Annotated in this window: 17 protein-coding genes; 10 read left to right on the top strand and 7 right to left on the bottom strand. The window is 65.7% G+C overall.

Going from position 1 to position 20,197, the window contains the following annotated elements:
• The first annotated feature begins 249 nt into the window (after window positions 1–249).
• Window positions 250–2,961 carry a valine--tRNA ligase gene (locus IEY28_RS14175; RefSeq protein WP_188998947.1) on the top strand — a complete coding sequence of 904 codons (2,712 nt, stop codon included), beginning with the start codon at window positions 250–252 and terminating at the stop codon, window positions 2,959–2,961.
• Between the two features lie 84 nt (window positions 2,962–3,045).
• Window positions 3,046–3,222, top strand: a complete 177-nt coding sequence (locus tag IEY28_RS14170; protein ID WP_166971775.1) for a hypothetical protein — start codon at window positions 3,046–3,048, stop codon at window positions 3,220–3,222.
• A gap of 7 nt (window positions 3,223–3,229) precedes the next feature.
• Here IEY28_RS14170 and IEY28_RS14165 read toward each other — a convergent pair whose 3' ends face one another.
• Window positions 3,230–4,009 carry a DUF1405 domain-containing protein gene (locus IEY28_RS14165; protein WP_188998944.1) on the bottom strand — a complete coding sequence of 260 codons (780 nt, stop codon included), beginning with the start codon at window positions 4,007–4,009 and terminating at the stop codon, window positions 3,230–3,232.
• A 63-nt stretch (window positions 4,010–4,072) separates the two neighbouring features.
• Window positions 4,073–5,548 (bottom strand): ATP-binding response regulator, encoded by a 1,476-nt coding sequence (locus IEY28_RS14160; RefSeq protein ID WP_188998941.1) that lies wholly within the window; start codon window positions 5,546–5,548, stop codon window positions 4,073–4,075.
• 143 nt (window positions 5,549–5,691) lie between these two features.
• Here IEY28_RS14160 and pdxS point away from each other — a divergent pair, with 143 nt between their 5' ends.
• Complete coding sequence (gene pdxS / locus IEY28_RS14155; RefSeq protein WP_188998938.1) at window positions 5,692–6,600, top strand: pyridoxal 5'-phosphate synthase lyase subunit PdxS; 909 nt, start codon at window positions 5,692–5,694, stop codon at window positions 6,598–6,600.
• 107 nt (window positions 6,601–6,707) lie between these two features.
• Window positions 6,708–7,919: a mechanosensitive ion channel family protein gene (locus IEY28_RS14150; protein WP_229783147.1), complete on the top strand. Its 1,212-nt coding sequence runs from the start codon at window positions 6,708–6,710 to the stop codon at window positions 7,917–7,919.
• Here the strand turns inward: IEY28_RS14150 and IEY28_RS14145 are convergent.
• Window positions 7,916–8,224, bottom strand: a complete 309-nt coding sequence (locus tag IEY28_RS14145; RefSeq protein WP_188998932.1) for a hypothetical protein — start codon at window positions 8,222–8,224, stop codon at window positions 7,916–7,918. The genes IEY28_RS14150 and IEY28_RS14145 overlap by 4 nt on opposite strands.
• A gap of 166 nt (window positions 8,225–8,390) precedes the next feature.
• On the opposite strand from IEY28_RS14145, the gene IEY28_RS14140 reads away from it, so the two are divergent.
• From IEY28_RS14140 to IEY28_RS14120, 5 genes are all read left to right on the top strand, one after another.
• A complete protein-coding gene (locus IEY28_RS14140) occupies window positions 8,391–8,975 on the top strand; it encodes a DUF2150 family protein (protein WP_188998929.1) in 585 nt (194 codons plus the stop codon).
• 43 nt (window positions 8,976–9,018) lie between these two features.
• Window positions 9,019–12,078: a hypothetical protein gene (locus IEY28_RS14135; protein WP_188998926.1), complete on the top strand. Its 3,060-nt coding sequence runs from the start codon at window positions 9,019–9,021 to the stop codon at window positions 12,076–12,078.
• Window positions 12,079–12,173: 95 nt separating this feature from the next.
• Window positions 12,174–13,511, top strand: a complete 1,338-nt coding sequence (gene hmgB, locus IEY28_RS14130) for a hydroxymethylglutaryl-CoA synthase (protein WP_188998924.1) — start codon at window positions 12,174–12,176, stop codon at window positions 13,509–13,511.
• Between the two features lie 315 nt (window positions 13,512–13,826).
• Complete coding sequence (locus IEY28_RS14125) at window positions 13,827–15,080, top strand: multicopper oxidase domain-containing protein (RefSeq protein WP_188998920.1); 1,254 nt, start codon at window positions 13,827–13,829, stop codon at window positions 15,078–15,080.
• Complete coding sequence (locus IEY28_RS14120) at window positions 15,077–16,291, top strand: ZIP family metal transporter (RefSeq protein ID WP_188998917.1); 1,215 nt, start codon at window positions 15,077–15,079, stop codon at window positions 16,289–16,291. Before IEY28_RS14125 ends, IEY28_RS14120 begins: the two co-directional genes overlap by 4 nt.
• A gap of 18 nt (window positions 16,292–16,309) precedes the next feature.
• Here IEY28_RS14120 and IEY28_RS14115 read toward each other — a convergent pair whose 3' ends face one another.
• Genes IEY28_RS14115 through IEY28_RS14105 form a run of 3 tightly spaced genes read right to left on the bottom strand, consistent with a single transcriptional unit; the run spans window position 16,310 to window position 18,269 of the window.
• Window positions 16,310–17,017, bottom strand: coding sequence for a helix-turn-helix domain-containing protein (locus IEY28_RS14115; RefSeq protein WP_188998914.1), 708 nt, complete (start codon window positions 17,015–17,017; stop codon window positions 16,310–16,312).
• 54 nt (window positions 17,018–17,071) lie between these two features.
• Window positions 17,072–17,659: a type IV pilin domain-containing protein gene (locus IEY28_RS14110; RefSeq protein ID WP_188998911.1), complete on the bottom strand. Its 588-nt coding sequence runs from the start codon at window positions 17,657–17,659 to the stop codon at window positions 17,072–17,074.
• Window positions 17,660–17,702: 43 nt separating this feature from the next.
• On the bottom strand, window positions 17,703–18,269 hold the full coding sequence (locus IEY28_RS14105; RefSeq protein ID WP_188998907.1) for a DUF7978 family protein: 567 nt from the start codon (window positions 18,267–18,269) through the stop codon (window positions 17,703–17,705).
• A 91-nt stretch (window positions 18,270–18,360) separates the two neighbouring features.
• Between IEY28_RS14105 and IEY28_RS14100 the strand changes: the two genes are divergently transcribed.
• Window positions 18,361–19,857, top strand: a complete 1,497-nt coding sequence (locus IEY28_RS14100; protein ID WP_188998904.1) for a replication factor C large subunit — start codon at window positions 18,361–18,363, stop codon at window positions 19,855–19,857.
• A gap of 82 nt (window positions 19,858–19,939) precedes the next feature.
• Here IEY28_RS14100 and IEY28_RS14095 read toward each other — a convergent pair whose 3' ends face one another.
• Complete coding sequence (locus IEY28_RS14095) at window positions 19,940–20,113, bottom strand: hypothetical protein (RefSeq protein ID WP_188998901.1); 174 nt, start codon at window positions 20,111–20,113, stop codon at window positions 19,940–19,942.
• Window positions 20,114–20,197: the final 84 nt, after the last annotated feature.

Here is a 20,197-nt window from a genome sequence, read left to right as displayed (position 1 = left end):
TCGTGGAACAGCCAATCGGGCGGGACTTTCTGGCTGTTCGGACCCCTGCTCGCGTCCCCACACTCAAGAGTTGTATCGACACCAGCAAACCGAAGTCGTTTAGCCCCCGGTTGGCCCACATACACGTAATGGCGCGTCGAGCAGTCTCCGAAGCCGTTCTCGTACCCGTCGTAGTAGGGGCCCCCACGCCCCACTAACACCACCTCTCGACGCCCGCACCGTTTTCGACCGACACGCCGCCGTTCAGACATGAGTGACACACAGGACCCACCGACCGAGGAATCGCCAACCGACCAGTCCGAGAGCATCGACGGGGAGTACGACCCCAGCGAGATAGAGCCCAAGTGGCAGGACCACTGGGTCGCCGAGGACACCTACGCCTACGACGGCGACGCCGACACCCGATTCACCATCGACACGCCGCCGCCGACGGTGTCTGGGAACCTCCACATGGGCCACCTCTATCAGTTCACCCTGCAGGACTTCGTCGCCCGCTACCACCGGATGGCCGACGACACCGTCTACTTCCCCTTCGGCTACGACGACAACGGCATCGCCTCCGAGCGCCTGACAGAACGCGAACTGGACATCCGCCACCAGGACTTCGAGCGCCGCGAGTTCCAGGAGAAGTGCCGCGAGGTCTGTACGCGCTACGAGGACGAGTTCACCGAGGACGTTCAATCCTTGGCTATCTCCGTCGACTGGGACAACACCTACAAGACCATCGCGCCGGAGGTCCAGCGCGTCTCACAACTGTCCTTCCTCGACCTCTACGAGCAGGGTCGGGAGTACCGCCAGCGCGCGCCGACCATCTGGTGTCCGGACTGCGAGACGGCCATCTCGCAGGTCGAACAGGAGGACGAGGACAAGTCGACGAAGTTCAACGACATCGCCTTCGACCTCGTCGAGGACGGCGACGGCCCCGTCGAGGACGAGACCTTTACGATTTCGACGACGCGCCCGGAACTCCTCCCAGCCTGTGTCTCCGTCTTCGTCCACCCCGACGACGACGCGAACCAGCACCTCGTCGGCGGCACCGCGCGGGTCCCGCTGTTCGGCCAGGAGGTCCCTATCATCGCCGACGAGCGCGTCGACATGGAGACCGGCAGCGGCCTCGTCATGTGCTGTACGTTCGGCGACCAGAACGACATCGAGTGGTATCAGGCCCACGACTTAGACCTCCGACTGGCCATCGACGAATCGGCGACGATGACCGAGGTGGCCGGCGACTACGAGGGCATGAGTACCACGCAGGCCCGCGCGGCCATCATCGAGGACTTAGACGTCGAAGGCTACCTCCTCGAATCGCGCGACCACGAGCACACCGTGCAGGTCCACGAGCGCTGTGGCGTCGAAGTCGAGTATCTGGTCACCGAGCAGTGGTACATCAAACTGCTCGACAAGAAAGACGAGTACCTGCAGGCCGGCCGCGACATGGAGTGGTTCCCCGAGAAGATGTACAGCCGCTACCAGCACTGGATAGAGGGGCTAGAGTGGGACTGGTGTATCTCCCGCCAGCGCGATTCGGGCATCCCGATTCCGGTCTGGTACTGTGACGAGTGCGGTGAGCCGATTCTGGCCGACCCCGAGCAACTGCCCGCGGACCCGCTCTCGGACGACCCGCCGGTCGACGGCTGTCCGGACTGTGGCCACGACACGTTCACGCCCGAAGAGGACGTCTTCGACACGTGGGCCACCTCCTCGCTCACGCCGCTCGTCAACGCAGGCTGGGATTGGCACGCCGACGCCGACGCGGCCGAACCCAACTCCATCACCGACGGCACCTTCGAGATGGAGATGCCGGAACTGTACCCGTTCGATCTGCGCCCGCAGGGCCACGACATCATCTCGTTCTGGCTGTTCCACACCGTCGTCAAGTGCTACGAGCACACCGACGAGGTGCCCTTCGAGAACGTCATGGTCAACGGGATGGTCCTAGACGAGAACCGCGAGGCGATGTCCAAATCGAAGGGCAACGTCATCCCGCCCAGCGAGGTGCTGGAGAACTTCCCGGTCGACGCCGCCCGCTACTGGGCCGCCGGGACCTCCATCGGCGACGACTTCCCGTACAAGGAGGGGGACCTCGAAGCGGGCGAACGTCTGCTCCAGAAACTCTGGAACGCCTCCCGACTCGTCGACCAGTTGACCCCCGCCCACGACGCGGTCGGCGACGTCGACGAGGCCGACCTCTCGGCCGTCGACCGCTGGCTACTGGCGGAACTCGACGCGACCATCGACTCCGTGACGGCGAAGTTCGAGGACTACGCGTTCTCGAAGGCCCGCAACGAACTGCGGTCGTTCTTCTGGAACACCTTCTGTGACGACTACCTCGAAATCGCCAAACAGCGCCTCTCGGACGGCGGCGACCCGTCCACGGAGTACACGCTCCTGACCGCTCACCGGACCTTCCTGAAACTGTTCGCGCCGTTCCTCCCGCACATCACCGAGGAACTGTGGAGCCGAGTCTACGGCGAGGACGAGTCGGTCCACACGACCGACTGGCCCGTCGCCGGCGGCTACGAGGCGGACCTCGAAGCGGGCGAGACGGCGATGGAAGTCGTCTCGGCGCTCCGCCGCTACAAGACGGAGAACGGCCTGCCGCTGAACGCCGACTTAGAGCACGTCGAGGTGTACGGTCACGTCGAAGGGTTCGCGGCGGCCATCGCCGAAGCGATGCACGTCGACCGGCTGGAGACGTTCGAGGACGCCCCGGACATCACCACCGAGGTCAGCGACATCGACCTCGACTACTCCATCGTCGGGCCGGAGTTCGGGAGCGACGTCGGCGCACTCGACAGCGCCATCGAGGCCGGCGACTACGAGATCGACGGCGACACGCTGGTCGTCGCCGGCGGCGAGTTCGAACTGGACGCCGAGATGTTCGCCGTCGAGGAATCTCGTACGTACTCCGGCGAGGGCGAGATGACCGAGACGGAGAACGCCGTCGTCGTCGTGCGGTAAGCGACGAACTGCGTTCGGCCGCCCTTCTTCGCGCGCATCGCCGCGACCAGTAGCATCAATGCCGACCGGCGAGTACGGTCGCGTATGCAAGACGAGGCGGCGATACGGGACCGCATCGAGGCGCTTCGGGACGAGTACGACAGCCACGACCCTCCGTCCTCGGAACTGGAGGACGAGGCCGAAGTGGCCATCCTGCGCGCCATCGAGGAACTGGAGTGGGTGTTAGAGGAGCGCGACGAAGACGACCCCTTCACTATCTGAGCGCCGCTCACTCGGTCGCTGACCGGCGCTTTACCTTCTCGACCCGCGTCGACAGCGCCCAGAACGTCGCGGCGATGGTCAGGACGACGGCCCACCCGGCCGCGAGGTCGTGCGCGAGGACGGTGTGGTCGAACGTGTAGGTCGCCACCAGCGGTTCGCCGCGGAGCCACGTGTGGTGGGGGCCTCCGAGTACCGGCACGAAGTAGTCGACCACGTCGTTGAAGCCGTACCAGAACACGGCGACGGCGACCGCCGGGACCGAAAAGCTCGCGTAGCGGTGGATGAGGAACGCCTCGACGGCCATCGCCACGTGCGAGAGGACGAGAAACCAGTAGAGCCACGCCGCGATGCCGCCCGGGCCGTTGATGACCAACTGGACGAACGGCGTCCACAGGCCGAGTTTGATACACCCGAAGAACGCGAGCATGTGCAACCACTCGGCGTCCCAGTCGAGCCGCCACGCGGCGAAGGAGAGGCCGATGAACATCGTCGCGACGGGCGAGTCGGGGATGAGCGGGTAGGCGAGCAACGGCGCGGCCCCGAGTTGCCCCTCGACGAGCGGCGGCGCGAGGTTCAGCGGTCGGCCGGCGTAGTACCAGAAGCCAAACAGCGTCCCGACGAGGTTGACCAGCGCGATGGGCCACGCCAGCCGTAAGCCGACGTTTTCGAGCCACTCGGGAAGTGGCGCGACGTACCGTGGGAGTCCCTCGGTGGTGGGCACTGGCCCGTCGAAGACCCGCGCGACGATCGCCTCGATGCGCCCACCGACGCCCTCCTGTGTGGCCATGTCTCCGCTGTGGGATGGCGTGGGCAAAACGCTAGCGGTCGGGCGGATAGCGTACACCCGCGCTCAGACGCTGATGTCGAACCGCGCGCCGCCCGCCTCGCTCTCGGTCACCGCGACGGTCCAGCCGTGTCGGTCTGCGACAGTCTCGACGATGGCCAGTCCGAGACCGGTCCCCTTGGCGGCGGTCGTGTATCCCGTCTCGAATACCCCCTCACGGTCGCTCTCGGGGATACCCGGCCCGTCGTCGGCGACGAAGAATCCCGTTCCGTCGTCGAGAGGGCCGACGGCCACCGTCACGTCGGACCCGGCGTGGTCGATAGCGTTGTCGATGAGGTTGTCGATGAGGCGGTTCAGTTCGGTGGGGTCCGCCTCGACGGTCGGGAGGTCACCGACCGAGAGCGTCGCCTCGCCTGTGCTGTGACTGGCCCACGCTTCCGAGACGGCCTCGGACAGGTCGACGGGTTCCGGCGTCGGGTCGACGTCGCCGTGTCTGGCGAAGCTCCCGAGTTCGTCGGCCAGCGCGGCGATGCGGTCGTGGCTCCGTTCGATAGCGTCCAGTCGCTCGTCGTCAGCGCCCGTCTCCCGTAGCAACGCGACGTTCGAACTCGCGACCTGTAGCGGCGACCGGATGTCGTGAGCGACTTCGGCGAGGAACTGTTCGAGGCGCTCGGTGTGCCGTTCCAGCGACTGCTCGTAGTGCTTGCGGTCGCTGATGTCGAACGTGATGCCGATGAGACCGACGATGTCGCCGTCCTCGTCGCGCCACGGCACCTTGGAGGTGAGTACCCACTCGTTGAACCGCTCCTTGTCGGTGACGACGTCTTGCTCGTAGTTGTCTTCGAGATGGTCGAAACTGTACGTCTCGCCCACCTCGTCGATGGTCTGTTCCTCCTTGTGGATGATCGGTTCGCCCGTCTCGATGACCGACATGTCGTCGGCGTAGGTGTCCTCGGAGTGGGGTCCGGGGTAGAGTTCGCGGTCCGTCTTGCCGATGGCCGCCTCGGGGTCGTCGACGTGTGCGTGACTCATTCGGACGTGGCGACCCGCCGCGTCTTTGATGTACATGTGGTGTGGAACCTGCTCGAAGATAGTGTCGAGCAGGCTACTCTCGTACGCGAGACGGTTTTCGGTCCGGGCGTGGTCGACGGCGTTCTCGATGCGGTTTTCCAGCATCTCGAACGTCTCGCTGTCGCCGCTCTTCTGGACGTAATCTGTGACACCGGCCGAGATGGCTTCGCTCGCGACCTCTTCGCTCCCTTTCCCGGTAAACAGGATGAACGGCAGGTCCGGGTGGTCTTCCCGCACCTCTCGCAGGAGTTCGAGGCCGTCGATGGGGCCCATGTCGTAGTCCGAGACGACGCACTCGATGTCGCCCTCTGTGAGTCGGTCAGTGACCACTGTCGGGTCGGTGACGGAGACGATGTCGAGCGCGTCGGACTGGCGAGTGAGCATGGCTCTCGCCACCTCCAGAAAGTTCGCGTTGTCGTCGACGTGGAGGACCCGTATCTGTCCTGTGTAGTTGAGTGGGGGCCACTCCATATCCATCTGTGTACTGATTATCTGCTGAGGATAAATACCACTAGCACGTCACGGGCCGTCGTTCGCCGGACTCACTCCGGCCCGTCCGTTCCTGTCCCCGCCAAGGACACGCGTTAAGTAAATCCAGTCCTAATCCCCGATCAATGCCTGAAGCTACCGATCTGGAGGACCTCCGCCGCGGTACTGACCTCGTCAAGCGCGGGTTCGCGAAGATGCAGAAGGGCGGCGTCATCATGGACGTCGTCACGCCCGAACAGGCCCGCATCGCCGAGGACGTCGGCGCCGTCGCGGTGATGAACCTCGAAGCGGTGCCGGCCGACATCCGCAAGCGTGGCGGCGTCGCCCGGATGGCCGATCCGGCGTCGCTGCAGGCGGTCATCGACGAGGTGTCCATCCCGGTGATGGGCAAAGCCCGTATCGGACACACGAAAGAGGCCGAAATACTCGAAGCCGCGGGCGCCGATATGCTGGACGAGAGCGAGGTGCTGACACCGGCCGACGACCGGTACCACATCGACAAGCGCGAGTTCACTGCGCCGTTCGTCTGTGGCGCTCGCAACCTACAGGAAGCGCTCCGTCGCATCGACGAGGGTGCGGCGATGATTCGCACGAAGGGCGAGGCCGGCACCGGCGACGTGAATCAGGCCGTCCACCACCAGCGCAACATCAAGGGCGCCATCCGCAAACTGGAGGGGATGAACTACGAGGAACGCGAGAAGTGGGCTCGCGAGCACGAGGCCCCCGCCGACCTCGTCCACGAGACGGCCGATATGGGTCGCCTGCCGGTCGTCAACTTCGCCGCCGGCGGCATCGCGACGCCCGCCGACGCCGCGCTGATGATGCACCACGGCTGTGACGGCATCTTCGTCGGTTCGGGCATCTTCGGCGCCGAAGACCCCGAGGCGATGGGCACCGCCATCGTCGAGGCCGTCAACAACTGGGACGACCCCGAGAAACTCACCGAGATCAGCAAGAACGTCGGCAAGGGGATGAGAGGCGACGCCAACGCCGACCTGCCCGAAGAGGAGCAACTGCAGGGCCGCGGCGTCTAAACGGGCACCGCTTCGCTGTCCGTTCCGTGGTCACACCGCCGGTTCGGTCGTTCCGTCTACGGATCGGAAACGAAGACACAAGTCACTACGGTGGTGATATGGGGGGTGTGCAGGGGACGGATACGACGACTGAGGCTGCGGATCGGTCCACACAGTCGCTACTCGACTTCGTGCAGGCACTCCAAGAGTCACTCGAAGCGCTCGCGGCGTCGGAGGGCCAACTCGTCGCGACGGCCATCCTGCTCGGCGTCCTCGTGTTCAGCGTCGTCGTCGTCCCAGCGCTGCTCGCTCGCCTGCGTACGCTCGCCGTCAGCCAGCTAGGGTCCGGTTGGCTGACTCGGCTCGCAGCCTATACGCCGACGTCGTTCCGCGGGGTCCTCCTGCGGACGGCACAACTGGCGGTGCTGTTGCTCGTCGTCCTCTCCTTTCTCGTCGTCTGGGACCTCGTCGACGTCGCCGGGACGCTGCGCCCGTACGTCGAGAGCGACGACCCGACGCTGTTACGGACCCTCCAGACGGCACTGCTCGTCACGGTGGCGTTCGTCCTCTCGGATCAGTTACAGCGGACTATCGACCGCCTGAGTCTGGCGCTCGACGACTTCACAGAGCATCAGGAGGAGATTCTGCTCCGTCTCGGACAGGTGACGATCTTCGTCACCGCCGGGGCGTCCATCCTCGCCATCTGGGGTATCAACATCGGCGGCCTCCTCGTCGGGGCCGGCTTCCTCGGTATCGTCGTCGGTTTCGCGGCCCGACAGACGCTGGGGTCGCTCATCGCCGGGTTCGTTCTCATGTTCTCCCGACCGTTCACCATCGGCGACTGGGTCGTCGTCGGCGACGAGGAGGGTATCGTCACAGACATCACCATCTTCAACACGCGACTGGAGAACTTCGACGGCGAGTTCGTGGTCATGCCGAACGACTTGGTGAGCGAGCAGGCGATAACCAACCGGAGCCAGAAGGGGCTGTTACGACTGACCCTCGACGTCGGTATCGACTACGACGCCGACGTGGACACGGCGATGGAGACCGCAGAGGATGCGATGGCCCGCGTCGACGACATCATAGACTCGCCACCGCCACAGGTCGTCCCCAAGTCGTTTGGCGATTCGGCCATCGTCCTCGAACTCCGGTTCTGGATCGACCACCCGACGCCGCCTCGCAAGTGGCGCGCCATCTCGGCTGTGGTTCGGGAAATCAAGACGGCCTTCGACCGGGAAGACATCGCTATCCCGTTCCCACAGCGGACGCTCGAGACCAGAGGCGACGGAGCGGTCGACGACCCGGTCCGGTCGGTCAGCGCCGACGCCGAGGACTAGTCGAACAACCCGTCTAGCAGGAGGCCGGCCCCGAGCAGCCAGCACCCCGCGAGCAGGCCGAGCGCGCCGACGTGGAACAGCCACGCCCGCCCGTATCCACCGACGAGCGGCGTGCCCGCCGCGGCGAGGACGGCGTCGACACCCGCTGTGAGCGTGGGTGCGTCCACGAGCATTCCGGCGACAGTCCCCACGACCAGCGGTAGCGTCGCCGCGGCGAGAGCGAGTCCGGCCCGCGTCGCCCGTCGGCCCACGACTGTCGGGTCGGTGTCGACGGGCGCGTCGAGCGTCGAACGCCGCTGTGACATGAGGTGTCATAGCATACGAAAGCGCATAAATCCCCCAGAACTGCGGGTGGGCCCTGTCGAACCGTTCGAGGACCGCCACCCGTTCGATTCCGGATGGTTTGGTGGCTACGCGGCGGTAGGCGTCGCCTGTCGAAGCTATTATCCCCGGGCGCACGAACGGAGTGGTATGAGCACTCCGCCGGGGGAGTATTACACCGAGGAACGCTGGCAGAACTGGCTCGACCGCATCGAAGAGGAGGGTGTCGACCCCGAAGACGAGGATTCGGCGCGCCTCCTGTTGAACCTGCAGGACGATGCCGCTATCGCCATCGCGAAGATACTCACCGACTACGAGGACGGCACGCTAGACGAAGAGACGACGCTGGACGAACTCGCCGGGGTCAGAGAGATCGTCCTCGACGACATCGAGATGGACGACGAAGAGACGCTGATGCTGATAGACGGCGTGCAAACGTCGCTGGTCTGTGTCTTCTACGCCGCCGAGGAGTACGTCGCAGAGGGTCCCGCCGAAGAGGCGACGGTCGCCGACTACGTCGGTGCCGCAGCGGACGCCGAGGCCGAAGAAGACCTCGACGCGGCGCTTGGCTACTGCGTGCAGGCCGGGACGCGCATCATCGACGGCGACGAACTCGCGATGGACGTCGCCGAGGACCTGGAGTACGGCCTCGTCTCCGAGTGGGTCAACGGCCTCGACAGCCTCCAGACGGCGATGAGCGACCCCGAAGTCGTCGAAGAGGAAGACGAGAGCTGAGTTACCGGACAGGTTTTTACCTACCACTCCGCAACTACCCTGCATGGATTTGGTCGGGGACCGGAGAGCACAGTCGGTCCAGGTGGGGGCCGTACTGTTGTTCGCCGTCCTCGTCGTCGCGTTTTCGAGCTATCAGGCCTTCGTGGTCCCACAGCAGAACGAGGAGATTGAGTTCAACCACAACCAGCGGGTCCACACCCAGATGCAGGACCTGCGAAACGCCATCGTCTCGCAGGTCGGCGGCGGGTCGTCGGCGTCGGTGTCGGTGACACTCGGGACGAACTACCCGAGTCGGGCCGTCGCGGTCAACCCGGGGCCGCCGTCCGGGTCGTTGCGGACGAACGGCACCGTCGACGCCTCGAAGGACCTGACGCTCAGTAACGCCGTCGCGAGTGGTGAGACCGGTGACCTCTGGGACGGGTCGCCCCGGCGGTACAACACCGGTACGCTGGTCTACGAACCGAACTACAACCTCTATGGCTCGGCTCCCACCACCTACTACGAGCACTCCGTCGCGTACAACCAGTTCAGGAGCGACGCGCTGCCGCTGTCGGGACAGACGCTCGTCGAGGGGCGCCGCATCTCGCTGGTCGCGCTGAACGGGTCGCTCGGCAGGTCTTCGAGCGGGACGACGACGGTGGACGTCGAACCGGTGAGCCAGTCGACCCGCACCGTCACCGTCACAGACGACGGAACGAACCCGGTATCCGTCTCGCTGCTGACGCGGCTCTCCCCCACGCAGGTCCAAGGTCTCCTCGACGAGGAGTACGATCCCGGTGGCACCGACCCCGACGCCTACGTCACCAGCGTGAGCAAGACCGGCGAGAACGGGCCGTTCAACAACGTCACGATTGCGTTCGAGTCGGGTGTTGACTACCGACTCCAGATGGCGAAAGTCGGCGTCGGGTCGCGCGTCACCGACGAGGAGGACGCCTACGTCACGGTCGTCGACTCGGGTGACGCGACGGTCACACAGAGCGGCGAGACCGAGATCGTCCTTGAAGTGCGAGACGCGTACAACAACCCCGTCGAGGGGGTGACCGTCGAGGCCAGCGACAACAGTTCCAGTCCGGGGTCGTTCGCAGATACGACCCGCAGTACCGACCAAGATGGACGAGTCACGTTCACGTACAACACTGACGGGCCCACCGCGACGACGCCCCATCAACTCAACTTCACGACGACGGAGGCCATCACCGGCGACGCAGCGGTGACACCGAACCTCGGTTCGTTCGACGCCGGGGACCCGAAGAACGTCACGCGAACGGTGACCGTCGAGTCCGAGAGTACCGGTCTCCCAGCGGGGAGTGTCTCCCTCGTCTCGGCGCTGGCGAAAGACGACGACGACGCGGACGGCGACGGCGACGCCAACACCGTTCCCGGCGGCGTGGACCTCTCCTTCCAGAACACCTACAACAAAGAGATAACCGTCACCGACATCGACATCCGACCGGCTGATACGACTATCGACGCCCTCGCCGACGAGTCGGCGGGCATCGGACCGACGGACAACGAGTACTACGTGGACGGCGACGTACAGGACGCGTACGTCGACTTCAGCCAGTTTTCCTCCGGATTCTCCGGCCGGGACGGCGTTTCGCTCCCGCGCGAGACCGACCTCGACATCGACGGGCGCATCAACGCCGACAACGCCCGCGTCTCCGCCGGGACGACGTTCACGGCGTACCTCTATGAGTTCTACCGCTACGACGAAGGGTCGGGGACCGCCTCGAACGTCGACATGCGGGGCGAACAACTCCTGGTGTCGCTGACGTACACCGTCGACAGCGTGGTCTACGAACGAACGTACACCGTCTCGCCCGCCGACACCAGCGGTTCGTTCAGTAGCACGCGGGCCACTGGACTGGTGCCCAACGCGAAGCAAGAACAAACGCTGACGTTTACGCCCTCGACGACGCTTCCGGCGGGGACGACGGTCACCATCAACCTCGACGACCCGCAGACGGTGAGTCCGTTGCAGGTCGACTACGGGTCGGCTTCCATCGCCTCGGCCGGCGGCGGGTCCGCCACCTGGGTCTCTCAGTCCGACGACGACCGGACCCGCATCGAGTACACCCCGTCGAGCGACGTCGCGGCGGGAACGCAAGTCTCCATCAGACTGACCGACGTCATCGCCGGCGACCAGAGCGACCAGTCGAACCCGTACTCGGTGCCGTTCACCCGGGCCGATACGGGTAACACCGTGACCGACGACTTCTCGGTCACTCGCGGGGCCGGTACCTCGGCCCTCGACAGCGTGAGCGTCGACGACCTAGACCCCAACACCGGGAGCCAGACCCAGCAAATATCGTTCTCACCGACGTCCGGGACTACGCTCCCGAACGGCGAGACGGTGTACGTCGACCTCTCGAACGCACAGGGTGCCGACGACGTGAACTACGGCAGTGCGAGCGCCACCGTCGCTGGCGGCGGTGGGTCCGTCCAGTTCCTCGAACAGGGCAGTGACGTCGTCCTGCAGTACACCTCTGACGGGGCGACAGACGGCGACATCATCACGCTCGAACTGACCGGCGTCAGCACGGGGTCGGGCGCGAACTCGCCGTACACCGTCGGTCTCAGTCGGAGCGACGCCGACACCGCCGGCACGACGTTCGCGGTCAGTTCCCCGAGCGTCCAGAACGGCATCCGGTACGAAGGCGGCCTCACGACCACCGGAAGTAACAGTGCGGTCCAATTCGAGATTAGCAACAGCGATTCGAACTTCGCACGGATTCAGGCCGTCTCTATCACTGCACGAAACGGCGTGTCCGGAGAGATATACAACGACGGGCCGCGCGAGATAGACATATCTGGCGGTGATTCAGACGGCTACGAAGACGTTGACGGCAACCCGACTTCCAGAGCGCTCTCGGCAGACGGCAGTCGTATCGACTTAGACCAGAACGCGGTCCTCAGTACCACAGGCGGCGGAAGTAGCGCGGTCGTGTTCGTCGGGCAGTTCGGGACGGCGAGCGGGAACACGTTCACCCAGTACGACTTTACCGGGCTAACGAAAGTGACGAGTTCGGACAACTGGGACGTTCGTGTCACCATCGAGTTACAAAACCGGGGAGACGTCGTCTATTACTTCCAGGAGACCTGATCGACGACATCGACCGTCGTTACCGTCTCCGAAATTCGACGATCGTCGAATACACAGTCGACAAACACATATGCCGTCCCCGTAACTCTCAATCTATGACAGCAGTCGGTATCGACGCGATGGAGATCTGGACAGGGAAACTGAAGCTGGACCTCGCCGAGACGTTCGCGCCGGCCCAAGGTGACGACCCCGGGAAGTACACGAAGGGGCTGGGGCTGCACGCCTCCTCGTTCCCGGACGTCTACGAGGACATCGTGACGATGGCGGCCAACGCCGCCCACCGACTGATGGAGCGCAAGGGGCTCGAACCGGCGGACATCGGCCGCATCGACGTGGCGACGGAGTCCTCCTTCGACAACTCCAAGCCCGTCTCGACGTACGTCGCGGGCTGTCTCGAACAGGTCTACGACGGCGACTTCCACCACGCGAACAAGGGCGAGCGGAAGTTCGCCTGTATCGCGGGCACACAGAGCTTAGACGACGCTTACAACTGGATTCGAGCCGGTCGGAACCGCGGCCGGGCGGCCATCGTCATCGCCACGGACACGGCGCTGTACGCCCGCGACGACCCCGGCGAGGCCACGCAGGGGGCCGGCGCCGTCGCGATGCTCGTCGACGAGGACCCGAGCCTCGTGGAACTCTCCACCGAACAGGGCTTTGGCAGCGCCGACGAGACGGACTTCCTCAAGCCGAACCAGCAGTTCCCCTCCGTCGACGGCAAGCGCTCGGTGAACGTCTATCTGGCACGGATGCGCGAAGCGCTGGACGACTTCGCGTCGCAGGTCGGCGACATCCATCCCGACGACTACCCGCTGATTCCGTTCCACACGCCGTTCCCCGGCATGGTCCGGAAGGCCGCGGCGCTGGGCTACCGGCACATCATCCGCGGCACCGACGTCGAGGACCTCGTCGCCGAGGAAATCGGCCACCAACCGATGCGCGAGGACTTCGAGTCCGACGACGCGTTCCGCGACGCTATCCGGGAGTACACCGACGCGCTAACCGAGACAGAGCGCTACCAGGACTGGTACGCCGACACTATCGACCCGACGCTGGAGATCTCACGCGAGGTCGGGAACTGGTACACCGGGTCGGTCCACATCGCCCGCGCCGCCGGTCTGAAACACGCCCGCGAACACGGCCGCGACTTAGCCGACAAACAGCTACTGGTCGCCTCCTACGGGTCGGGCGCACAGGCCGAGGTCCACGCCGAGACGGTCGTGCCGGGCTGGGAGGAGGAGATCGCCCAGTTGAACATCGACGAGCAGAATCGCAAGCGGTACAACCTCTCGTTCGAGGAGTACGAGCAGATTCACGACGTCCACAACCACGACACGAACGCCGACGTCGAGGAGTTCACTGCACCCGAATCGGAGTTCGTCTTCGACGGCTGGGGGCGGATGGGCGAACGGAAGTACCGGTACGTGGAGTAGACCGGACCCGGACGACGTGCGGTCCGCGTAAACGACGAGCGGGGAACGACGTCACTCGCGAGGCGTCTCACTCCGCTCGACGGGTCGTTCCGGCGCGGCGGCTTTTCGATCGGTGTTCCTGTTACCGAGAGACGTATCCACGCCGCAACATCGCTTTGAACCGCCAGACTGGCCCGTACTGCCGTCGTACACGCCCGATCTTACCATCGGCACACTTTTATTTTAGACGAATCTAATCTCGACTATGCAGAAGTCTAAAAACTGGAACGGCGTCGAGTTCTCTCGGCAGTCGAATCCCGATGGTGGTGCTGTCTGATGCCCGACGACGGGCCACGGTCGACCGGCGACCGCGAGGACGCGGCGGAACTCACCGAGTCGCTCTCTGACCGACTCGTCAGTGCCGTCAAAGACGACGCGGCGGTCAGTCGCCGTGCGGTACTGGGCGGGTTGGGGCTCGCAGGCGCGAGCGCCGTGGGGCTCTCCGGCGGTGCCACTGCGTCGGGCGACCACGATGGCGCCGAATCGCCACACGGTCGCGCCGGCGTCGTCGGCGAGTTCCAATCTGCGGATTTCGATCCACACGAGTTCCTCCGGACGTTCGAGACTGGAACGGTCAAGATGGAAGACGGGCAGCGCGTCCGGGAGTTCGAACTGGACGCGTCGCTCCGAGAGATCGAAATCGCGCCGGGCGTCACGTTCCCGGCGTGGACCTACGACGGGCAGGTCCCCGGGCCGACGTTGCGGGCCGTCGAGGGAGAACTCGTTCGCGTTCGGTTCAGCAACGGTCAGGACCACCCCCACACGATCCACCCGCATCTGAAGAACGTCGACCCGCAGATGGACGGCATCCCCCAGAACGGCCCCGGCGTCATCGAACAGGGCGAGCGGTTCGTCTACGAGTGGCAGGCCCGGCCGGCGGGGTGTCACTTCTATCACTGTCACTCCATGCCGCTGAAAGAGCACATCCACCGCGGGCTCTACGGCGCGATGATCATCGACCCCGACCCGGAGCGCGTCCGGCAGAACCCGCGCGACTACGTCAACTACCACGGCCCGATGACCGACGACCTGCGCGCCGAGTTGGTCGAGGAGGCCGAACTGCGTAACCACGAGTACCGCGCCGACGAAGTCGACGAGATGGTGATGGTGATGAACGGCTTCGACACCAACTTCGACGGCGACAACGAGGTGTACGCCGCGAACACGCGGGCCTTCGCCTACGGCGTCGGGTCGACCGACGCCGAGAACGGCGAGTGGGAGGCCGGCGAGACGGTCAAGCCGATACAGATACGACGCGACCAGCGTCAGCGGGTGTACCTGATTAACGCCATCGAGTTCGACCTCGTCAATTCCTTTCACACCCACTCGCAGTTCTTCGACTACTACGACCACGGGACGACGCTGAAACCGACACACAAGACCATCGACACCATCATGCAGTGTCAGGCACAGCGCGGTATCGTCGAACTGGACTACTCGGACCATCAGCCGGGGCTGTATATGTTCCACGCCCACCAGTCGGAGTTCGCCGAACTCGGCTGGATGAGCTTCTTCGAGGTGCGAGCATGACCGACGAACGTACCGACGGTGGCGCGACCGTTGCCCGCGGCGGAATGCCCTTTGGCCTCCCGACGTGGGTCGGGGCCGTTGCACCGCTCGTCTTGCTCGCCGTCGTCGTCGCGGGGTTCGTCTTTCTGAACCCGTTCGCCGGACTGGTGACCGGTGGCGCGTTGCCCGACGTCACGGTCACGCACGCGTCGCTGCCGAACGACGAGACGGTGGTCCTCCACGTGACCAACAACGGGCCGGACCCCGTGACGATCAGTCAGGTGCTCGTCAACGACGCCTACTGGGACTTCACGCTGTATGCCGGCGGCGAGGCGACGAACACCCTCGCACCGATGGAGAGCGGGCGCGTCGTCGTCCCGTACCACTGGACGCCGGGGTGGGACCTTCACACCGGTCTCGTCCTCTCGGACGGGACGACGTTCACGCACACGATTCCGGCCCCGCAGGTGTCGCCGGGGCTCACCGGTGAGTTACTCGGCCTGCTGGCCGTCGTCGGTCTGTTCGTCGGCGTCATCCCCGTCGCACTCGGGATGCTGTGGTACCCCGTGATGCAAGGCATGAGCGACCGGTCGCTGCACGCTATCCTGCTGTTCGCCGTCGGCGTGCTGGCGTTTCTGGCGTTCGACGCCGGGTTCGAAGCGTTCGAATTGGCGGCCGAGGTGCCCGGCGCCTTCGAGGGGAACCTCCTCGTCGTGCTCGGTATCCTCGGGGCCCTCTTGCTGGTGCAGGCCGTCTCGGCGTGGAACGCTTCGGGTGACGTGAATCCGCTGGGTATCGCCTACCTCGTCGCCCTCTCCATCGGCCTGCACAATCTCGCCGAAGGGCTGGCCATCGGGAGTTCGGTGGCGCTGGGGCGCGTCTCGCTTGGCGCGTTCCTCGTCGTCGGCTTTATGATTCACAACGTCACGGAAGGCCCGGCAGTGGTCGCCCCCGTCGCCGACGGCGAGCGCCCGGCCCTCTGGCACTTCGTCGCGCTGGGTGCCATCGCCGGCGCGCCGGTCATCCTCGGTGGCTGGATAGGCAGCATCGCCTTCTCGCCGACGCTGGGGGCGCTGTTTCTCGCCATCGGCGTGGGCGCTATCCTGCAGGTGAACTGGGAGATCGGGACGATGGTCCGGCGTCGCGGGTCGCTGGGCACGCCGACGAACGTCCTCGCGTTCCTCGTCGGCCTCGCCGTGATGTACGCGACGGACCTACTCGTCGCGCTCTGAGCGACGAGCAACCCGACGTTACGGGAGGCTCCGTAACCCGTCCAGCACGTCCTCTATATCCCGGTCCGTGACCGCGAGCGAGAAGTCGTCGATGCGAGCCAGATCGGCCGCCTTCTCCCACACGTCGTCGCTGTCGAGGCCGTGCAGGATGACGGCGTTCGGCGTCGGCGAGACGACGCGCAGCGCCACGAGCGGGGACTCCCCGCGGGTGACGTTCGTAAACACCAGCGCGCGGTTGGTCGACTGGCCGTACAGTTGATAGAACTCGTCGGAGGAGAGGCGCGTGATGGCGGCGATGGAGTTGATGACGGTGTGGCCGGCGACGGTGTCCTGCCCGCCGCGGTGGAGTTCCTCGGCGCCGATGGCGTCGTACACTCGCTCGACGGAGACGTTGGCCGAGTACTCCCGCAGGTCGTGGACCACGTCGCTGTCGAACCCCGAGGACAGCACGCGGGCGTGCTGTCGGATGTGGTCGCCGCCTCGCTCTTCGTCGATGTCTAAAAGCGCCCCGACGAGTCGCCGGACGACGGCGATACCCGGGTTGTCCCGACGCCCGCTCTCGTAGTCGGAGACGACCGACGGTGAGACGTCCAACCGGTCGGCCAACGCCGTCTGTGCAACGCCGAAGTCGGTACGCCACTTCCGCAGAGTCGCCCCCGGGTCGTCGCTGAGTGCGACTTCGCCGGCTATCTTCTCGGCGAGTTGGGCGCGCGCGCCGCGTGTCATTAGTTAGCAAGATTATCGGACTGGAACAAAAACGTACCGGAACGCCGGTCCCCATCAGGACGCCGTCACCGACTCTTCGACGAGGACGGCGCCCGTCGGCGTGTGGACGACCCGAACGGTGAAGCGGTCACCGGAGTCGAGGGGACACTCGCTCGTCGCCAGACGGAACTGGGCCGTCTCGCCGGCGCTCCACGTCCCGTCGTCGTCGACGTCGCCCGTCCCGATAGGCCCCTCGACGGCGTCGTAGGCGTTGTCGAAGACGTCGTCGCCGCGGACGTACGCCTCGGTCGGCCGGAGGTCGTCACCCTCCGCGGGGAGGTTCACCAACCGACCCGACTTCCCGCAGGCGTCGCTGGCGTCGACGACCAGTTCGAGGTCGGCGACGCGTAACGGGTCGCCGGCGAGGTGCGTGACGCGGACTATCTGGTCGGTGTAACGGCCACCGCCGGTCGCGTATCGCTCGAACTCGCCGCTGGACTGGGCGACGGTCGGGGCCGGGCCGCGTAGGTCACTCGCGTACCCCACGGTAGCGGCGGTCACCGAGGCGGCGAGGACGACGACGAGAGCGACGAGCAGTACCACTGCGACCACGGGCGTGACCGCTCGCTCGTCGCCTGTCTGACTCGGGTATCGACGTGCCACGGCCGTCGGTGGCCGCGCCTTCCCACGTAAACGCTTGGCCGCGTCAGTCGCCGCCGAGTGCCGTGCCGAGGACTGCCCCGAGCGTCCCGAAGACGACGGGGTAGAGGATGCCTGCGAGGACGACGGCGGTCAGGAGATCGGGCGACCCACCGCTCCCCTCGCCGACGCTGACCGCGAACAGCAGTGCCCCGATGACTGCCAGCGGGAGGTAGCCCAGCGTGACCGCCGGGCCGACCCGGAGCGCACGCGCCGTCTCGACCGCGCCGTCGACACGGGCGGCCGCGAGACCGGCAGCGGTCAAGAGAGCGGGCGGAATCACGTACAGCACGGGCGAGAGCGCGTCGCTCTCGGCGACGAAGTTCACTGCGTCGGTACCGCCGAGCAAGGGCACGTCGACGGTGACGGTCGTCGTGACGAACTGGGCGTTGAAGAACACCCAGCCCACTATCTTCCACGCGGCGTTCTCGTCGCCGAACGCCTCGGCGATGCCGGTCAGCAGCGAGTCCCTGACCACGGAGATGCTGAGGGCGTACACCAGTACGTACGCGAGGACGAACGCGACGGCACCGGCCGCCGCGGCGGCGACGTAGCTACGGCTGTCTTCGTTCATGACGGGTCAGACGCCGCCTGCCGGCGGTAAATGCCTTCGGGCCACGTTGTCTCCGCAACCCCTAAACGCCGGTCGCACCAACCACGGTCCAATGGACTGGACGGAGAAGTACCGCCCGAGTACGCTCTCGGAGGTACGGGGCAACAACAAGGCCCGCGACGCGCTGAAGGAGTGGGCCGACACGTGGGAGAGCCACCACGAGGCGGTCGTCCTCCACGGCACGCCCGGCGTGGGCAAGACCTCCGCCGCTCACGCGCTGGCCAACGACATGGGCTGGCCGACCATCGAACTGAACGCCAGCGACTCACGCACCAAAGACGTCATCGAGCAGGTCGCCGGCGAGGCGGCGAAGTCCGGCACCCTCACCGCCGGCGGGGCGGGGCGACGCCTCGTGGTGATGGACGAGGCCGACAACATCCACGGCAACGCCGACCGGGGCGGTGCCCGTGCCATCGCCTCGCTCGTGAAGGAGGCCAACCAGCCGATGATTCTCATCGCCAACGAGTACTACGAGATGTCCAACTCCCTGCGCAACAACTGTCAGGACATCGAGTTCTCGGCGGTGCAGAAGCGCTCTATCGTCCCCGTCCTCCGTGACATCTGCCGGAAGGAGGGCGTCGAGTACACCGACGCGGTCATCGAGGACATCGCCGAGCAGAACAGCGGCGACCTGCGCGGGGCCATCAAGGACCTGCAGGCGACCGCCGAGGGCCGCGACCGTATCGAGGCCGACGACTACGTCTCCGGCGAACGGGACACCTCCGAGGGCATCTTCGAGTACCTCGACGTCGTGCTGAAGGAGGGCACCGCCGAGGAGGCCCTGAAGGCCAGTTACGACGTCGACGAGACGCCCGACGACCTCATCAACTGGATAGAGGACAACATGCCCAAAGACTACGAGGGCGCGGAACTCGCGACGGCCTACGAGTTCCTCTCGAACGCCGACCGGTGGCTCGGCCGGGTGCGAGCGACGCAGAACTACTCGTTCTGGCGCTACGCGGGCGACAACATGACCGCCGGCGTCGCCGCCGCCCGCGACGGGAAGAAGGGTGGCTGGACCCGCTACGGGCCACCCTCGTACTGGTCGAAACTCGGCCGCTCGAAGGGGACCCGGAAGACCCGGGACTACGTCGCCCAGCAGATCGCTGCCGTCGACGGCGTCTCGATGCGGACCGCCCGCCGGGAGATTATGCCGTTCCTCGCGACGATGACCCACCACTGTACGAACCGCGAACTGACGGTGGCGATGGCCGCCACCTACGACATGGAGGCCGAACACGTCGCCTTCGTCACGGGGTCGGGCAAGGACACCAACAAGGTCCAGTCCATCGTCGAGGACGCCGAGCGACTGCAGGAGGAGGCCGCCGTCGAACACTCCGGCGGTGCGTTCGCTGGCGGGTCCGCGAGCGGTGCCGAGGCGAGCGAGGGCGACACCGCGGACGAAGACGGCGACGAGGACTCGCAGGCGACCCTCGGTGGAGCGGCCGACGACGGCGAGGAGGCCGAAACAGCGGACGAAGAGGAGGTGCCCGACAGCGACGCCGCCGAGGAGGACGACCAGCAGTCCGGGCTCTCGGACTTTATGTGACCCTCGTCACACACATACGTCACTCATACTCCCCATCCGTCGCTTTCTATCACCCCGCACACCACCCTGCTATGACCGACGGCTACGCCATCGTCGACGCCGGCGAGGTGACGACGCCGCAACCCACGCGGGCCAAGAGGAGGTATTCGTGGCGCTGACTGATGGTCAGATAGCCATCGAGGGGGAGGTACACGACGTGCCACGAGGCGGCGTCGTCCGCGTCCACGAGGACACCGTCAGGAACCTCTGTAACCACACCGAGACGCGACACGTCTGGGTGGCGTTCGGGGGTCGGCACCGCCGAGGACTTCGGCGCGTACGTCGTCGAAGACGGGGGGTA

It is taken from the genome of Haloarcula pellucida (assembly GCF_014647235.1).
GTDB classification, from domain to species: Archaea; Halobacteriota; Halobacteria; order Halobacteriales; family Haloarculaceae; genus Haloarcula; species Haloarcula pellucida.
This window is presented reverse-complemented; position numbering and strand designations above follow the sequence as displayed.

Coding starts and splice junctions, on each gene's coding strand:
- IEY28_RS14135 (WP_188998926.1), top strand. CDS start 9,019: ATGGATTTGGTCGGGGACCGGAGAGCACAGTCGGTCCAGGTGGGGGCC.
- IEY28_RS14100 (WP_188998904.1), top strand. CDS start 18,361: ATGGACTGGACGGAGAAGTACCGCCCGAGTACGCTCTCGGAGGTACGG.
- IEY28_RS14125 (WP_188998920.1), top strand. CDS start 13,827: ATGCCCGACGACGGGCCACGGTCGACCGGCGACCGCGAGGACGCGGCG.
- IEY28_RS14105 (WP_188998907.1), bottom strand. CDS start 18,269: ATGAACGAAGACAGCCGTAGCTACGTCGCCGCCGCGGCGGCCGGTGCC.
- IEY28_RS14175 (WP_188998947.1), top strand. CDS start 250: ATGAGTGACACACAGGACCCACCGACCGAGGAATCGCCAACCGACCAG.
- IEY28_RS14170 (WP_166971775.1), top strand. CDS start 3,046: ATGCAAGACGAGGCGGCGATACGGGACCGCATCGAGGCGCTTCGGGAC.
- IEY28_RS14140 (WP_188998929.1), top strand. CDS start 8,391: ATGAGCACTCCGCCGGGGGAGTATTACACCGAGGAACGCTGGCAGAAC.
- IEY28_RS14165 (WP_188998944.1), bottom strand. CDS start 4,009: ATGGCCACACAGGAGGGCGTCGGTGGGCGCATCGAGGCGATCGTCGCG.
- pdxS (WP_188998938.1), top strand. CDS start 5,692: ATGCCTGAAGCTACCGATCTGGAGGACCTCCGCCGCGGTACTGACCTC.
- IEY28_RS14115 (WP_188998914.1), bottom strand. CDS start 17,017: ATGACACGCGGCGCGCGCGCCCAACTCGCCGAGAAGATAGCCGGCGAA.
- IEY28_RS14145 (WP_188998932.1), bottom strand. CDS start 8,224: ATGTCACAGCGGCGTTCGACGCTCGACGCGCCCGTCGACACCGACCCG.
- hmgB (WP_188998924.1), top strand. CDS start 12,174: ATGACAGCAGTCGGTATCGACGCGATGGAGATCTGGACAGGGAAACTG.
- IEY28_RS14120 (WP_188998917.1), top strand. CDS start 15,077: ATGACCGACGAACGTACCGACGGTGGCGCGACCGTTGCCCGCGGCGGA.
- IEY28_RS14160 (WP_188998941.1), bottom strand. CDS start 5,548: ATGGAGTGGCCCCCACTCAACTACACAGGACAGATACGGGTCCTCCAC.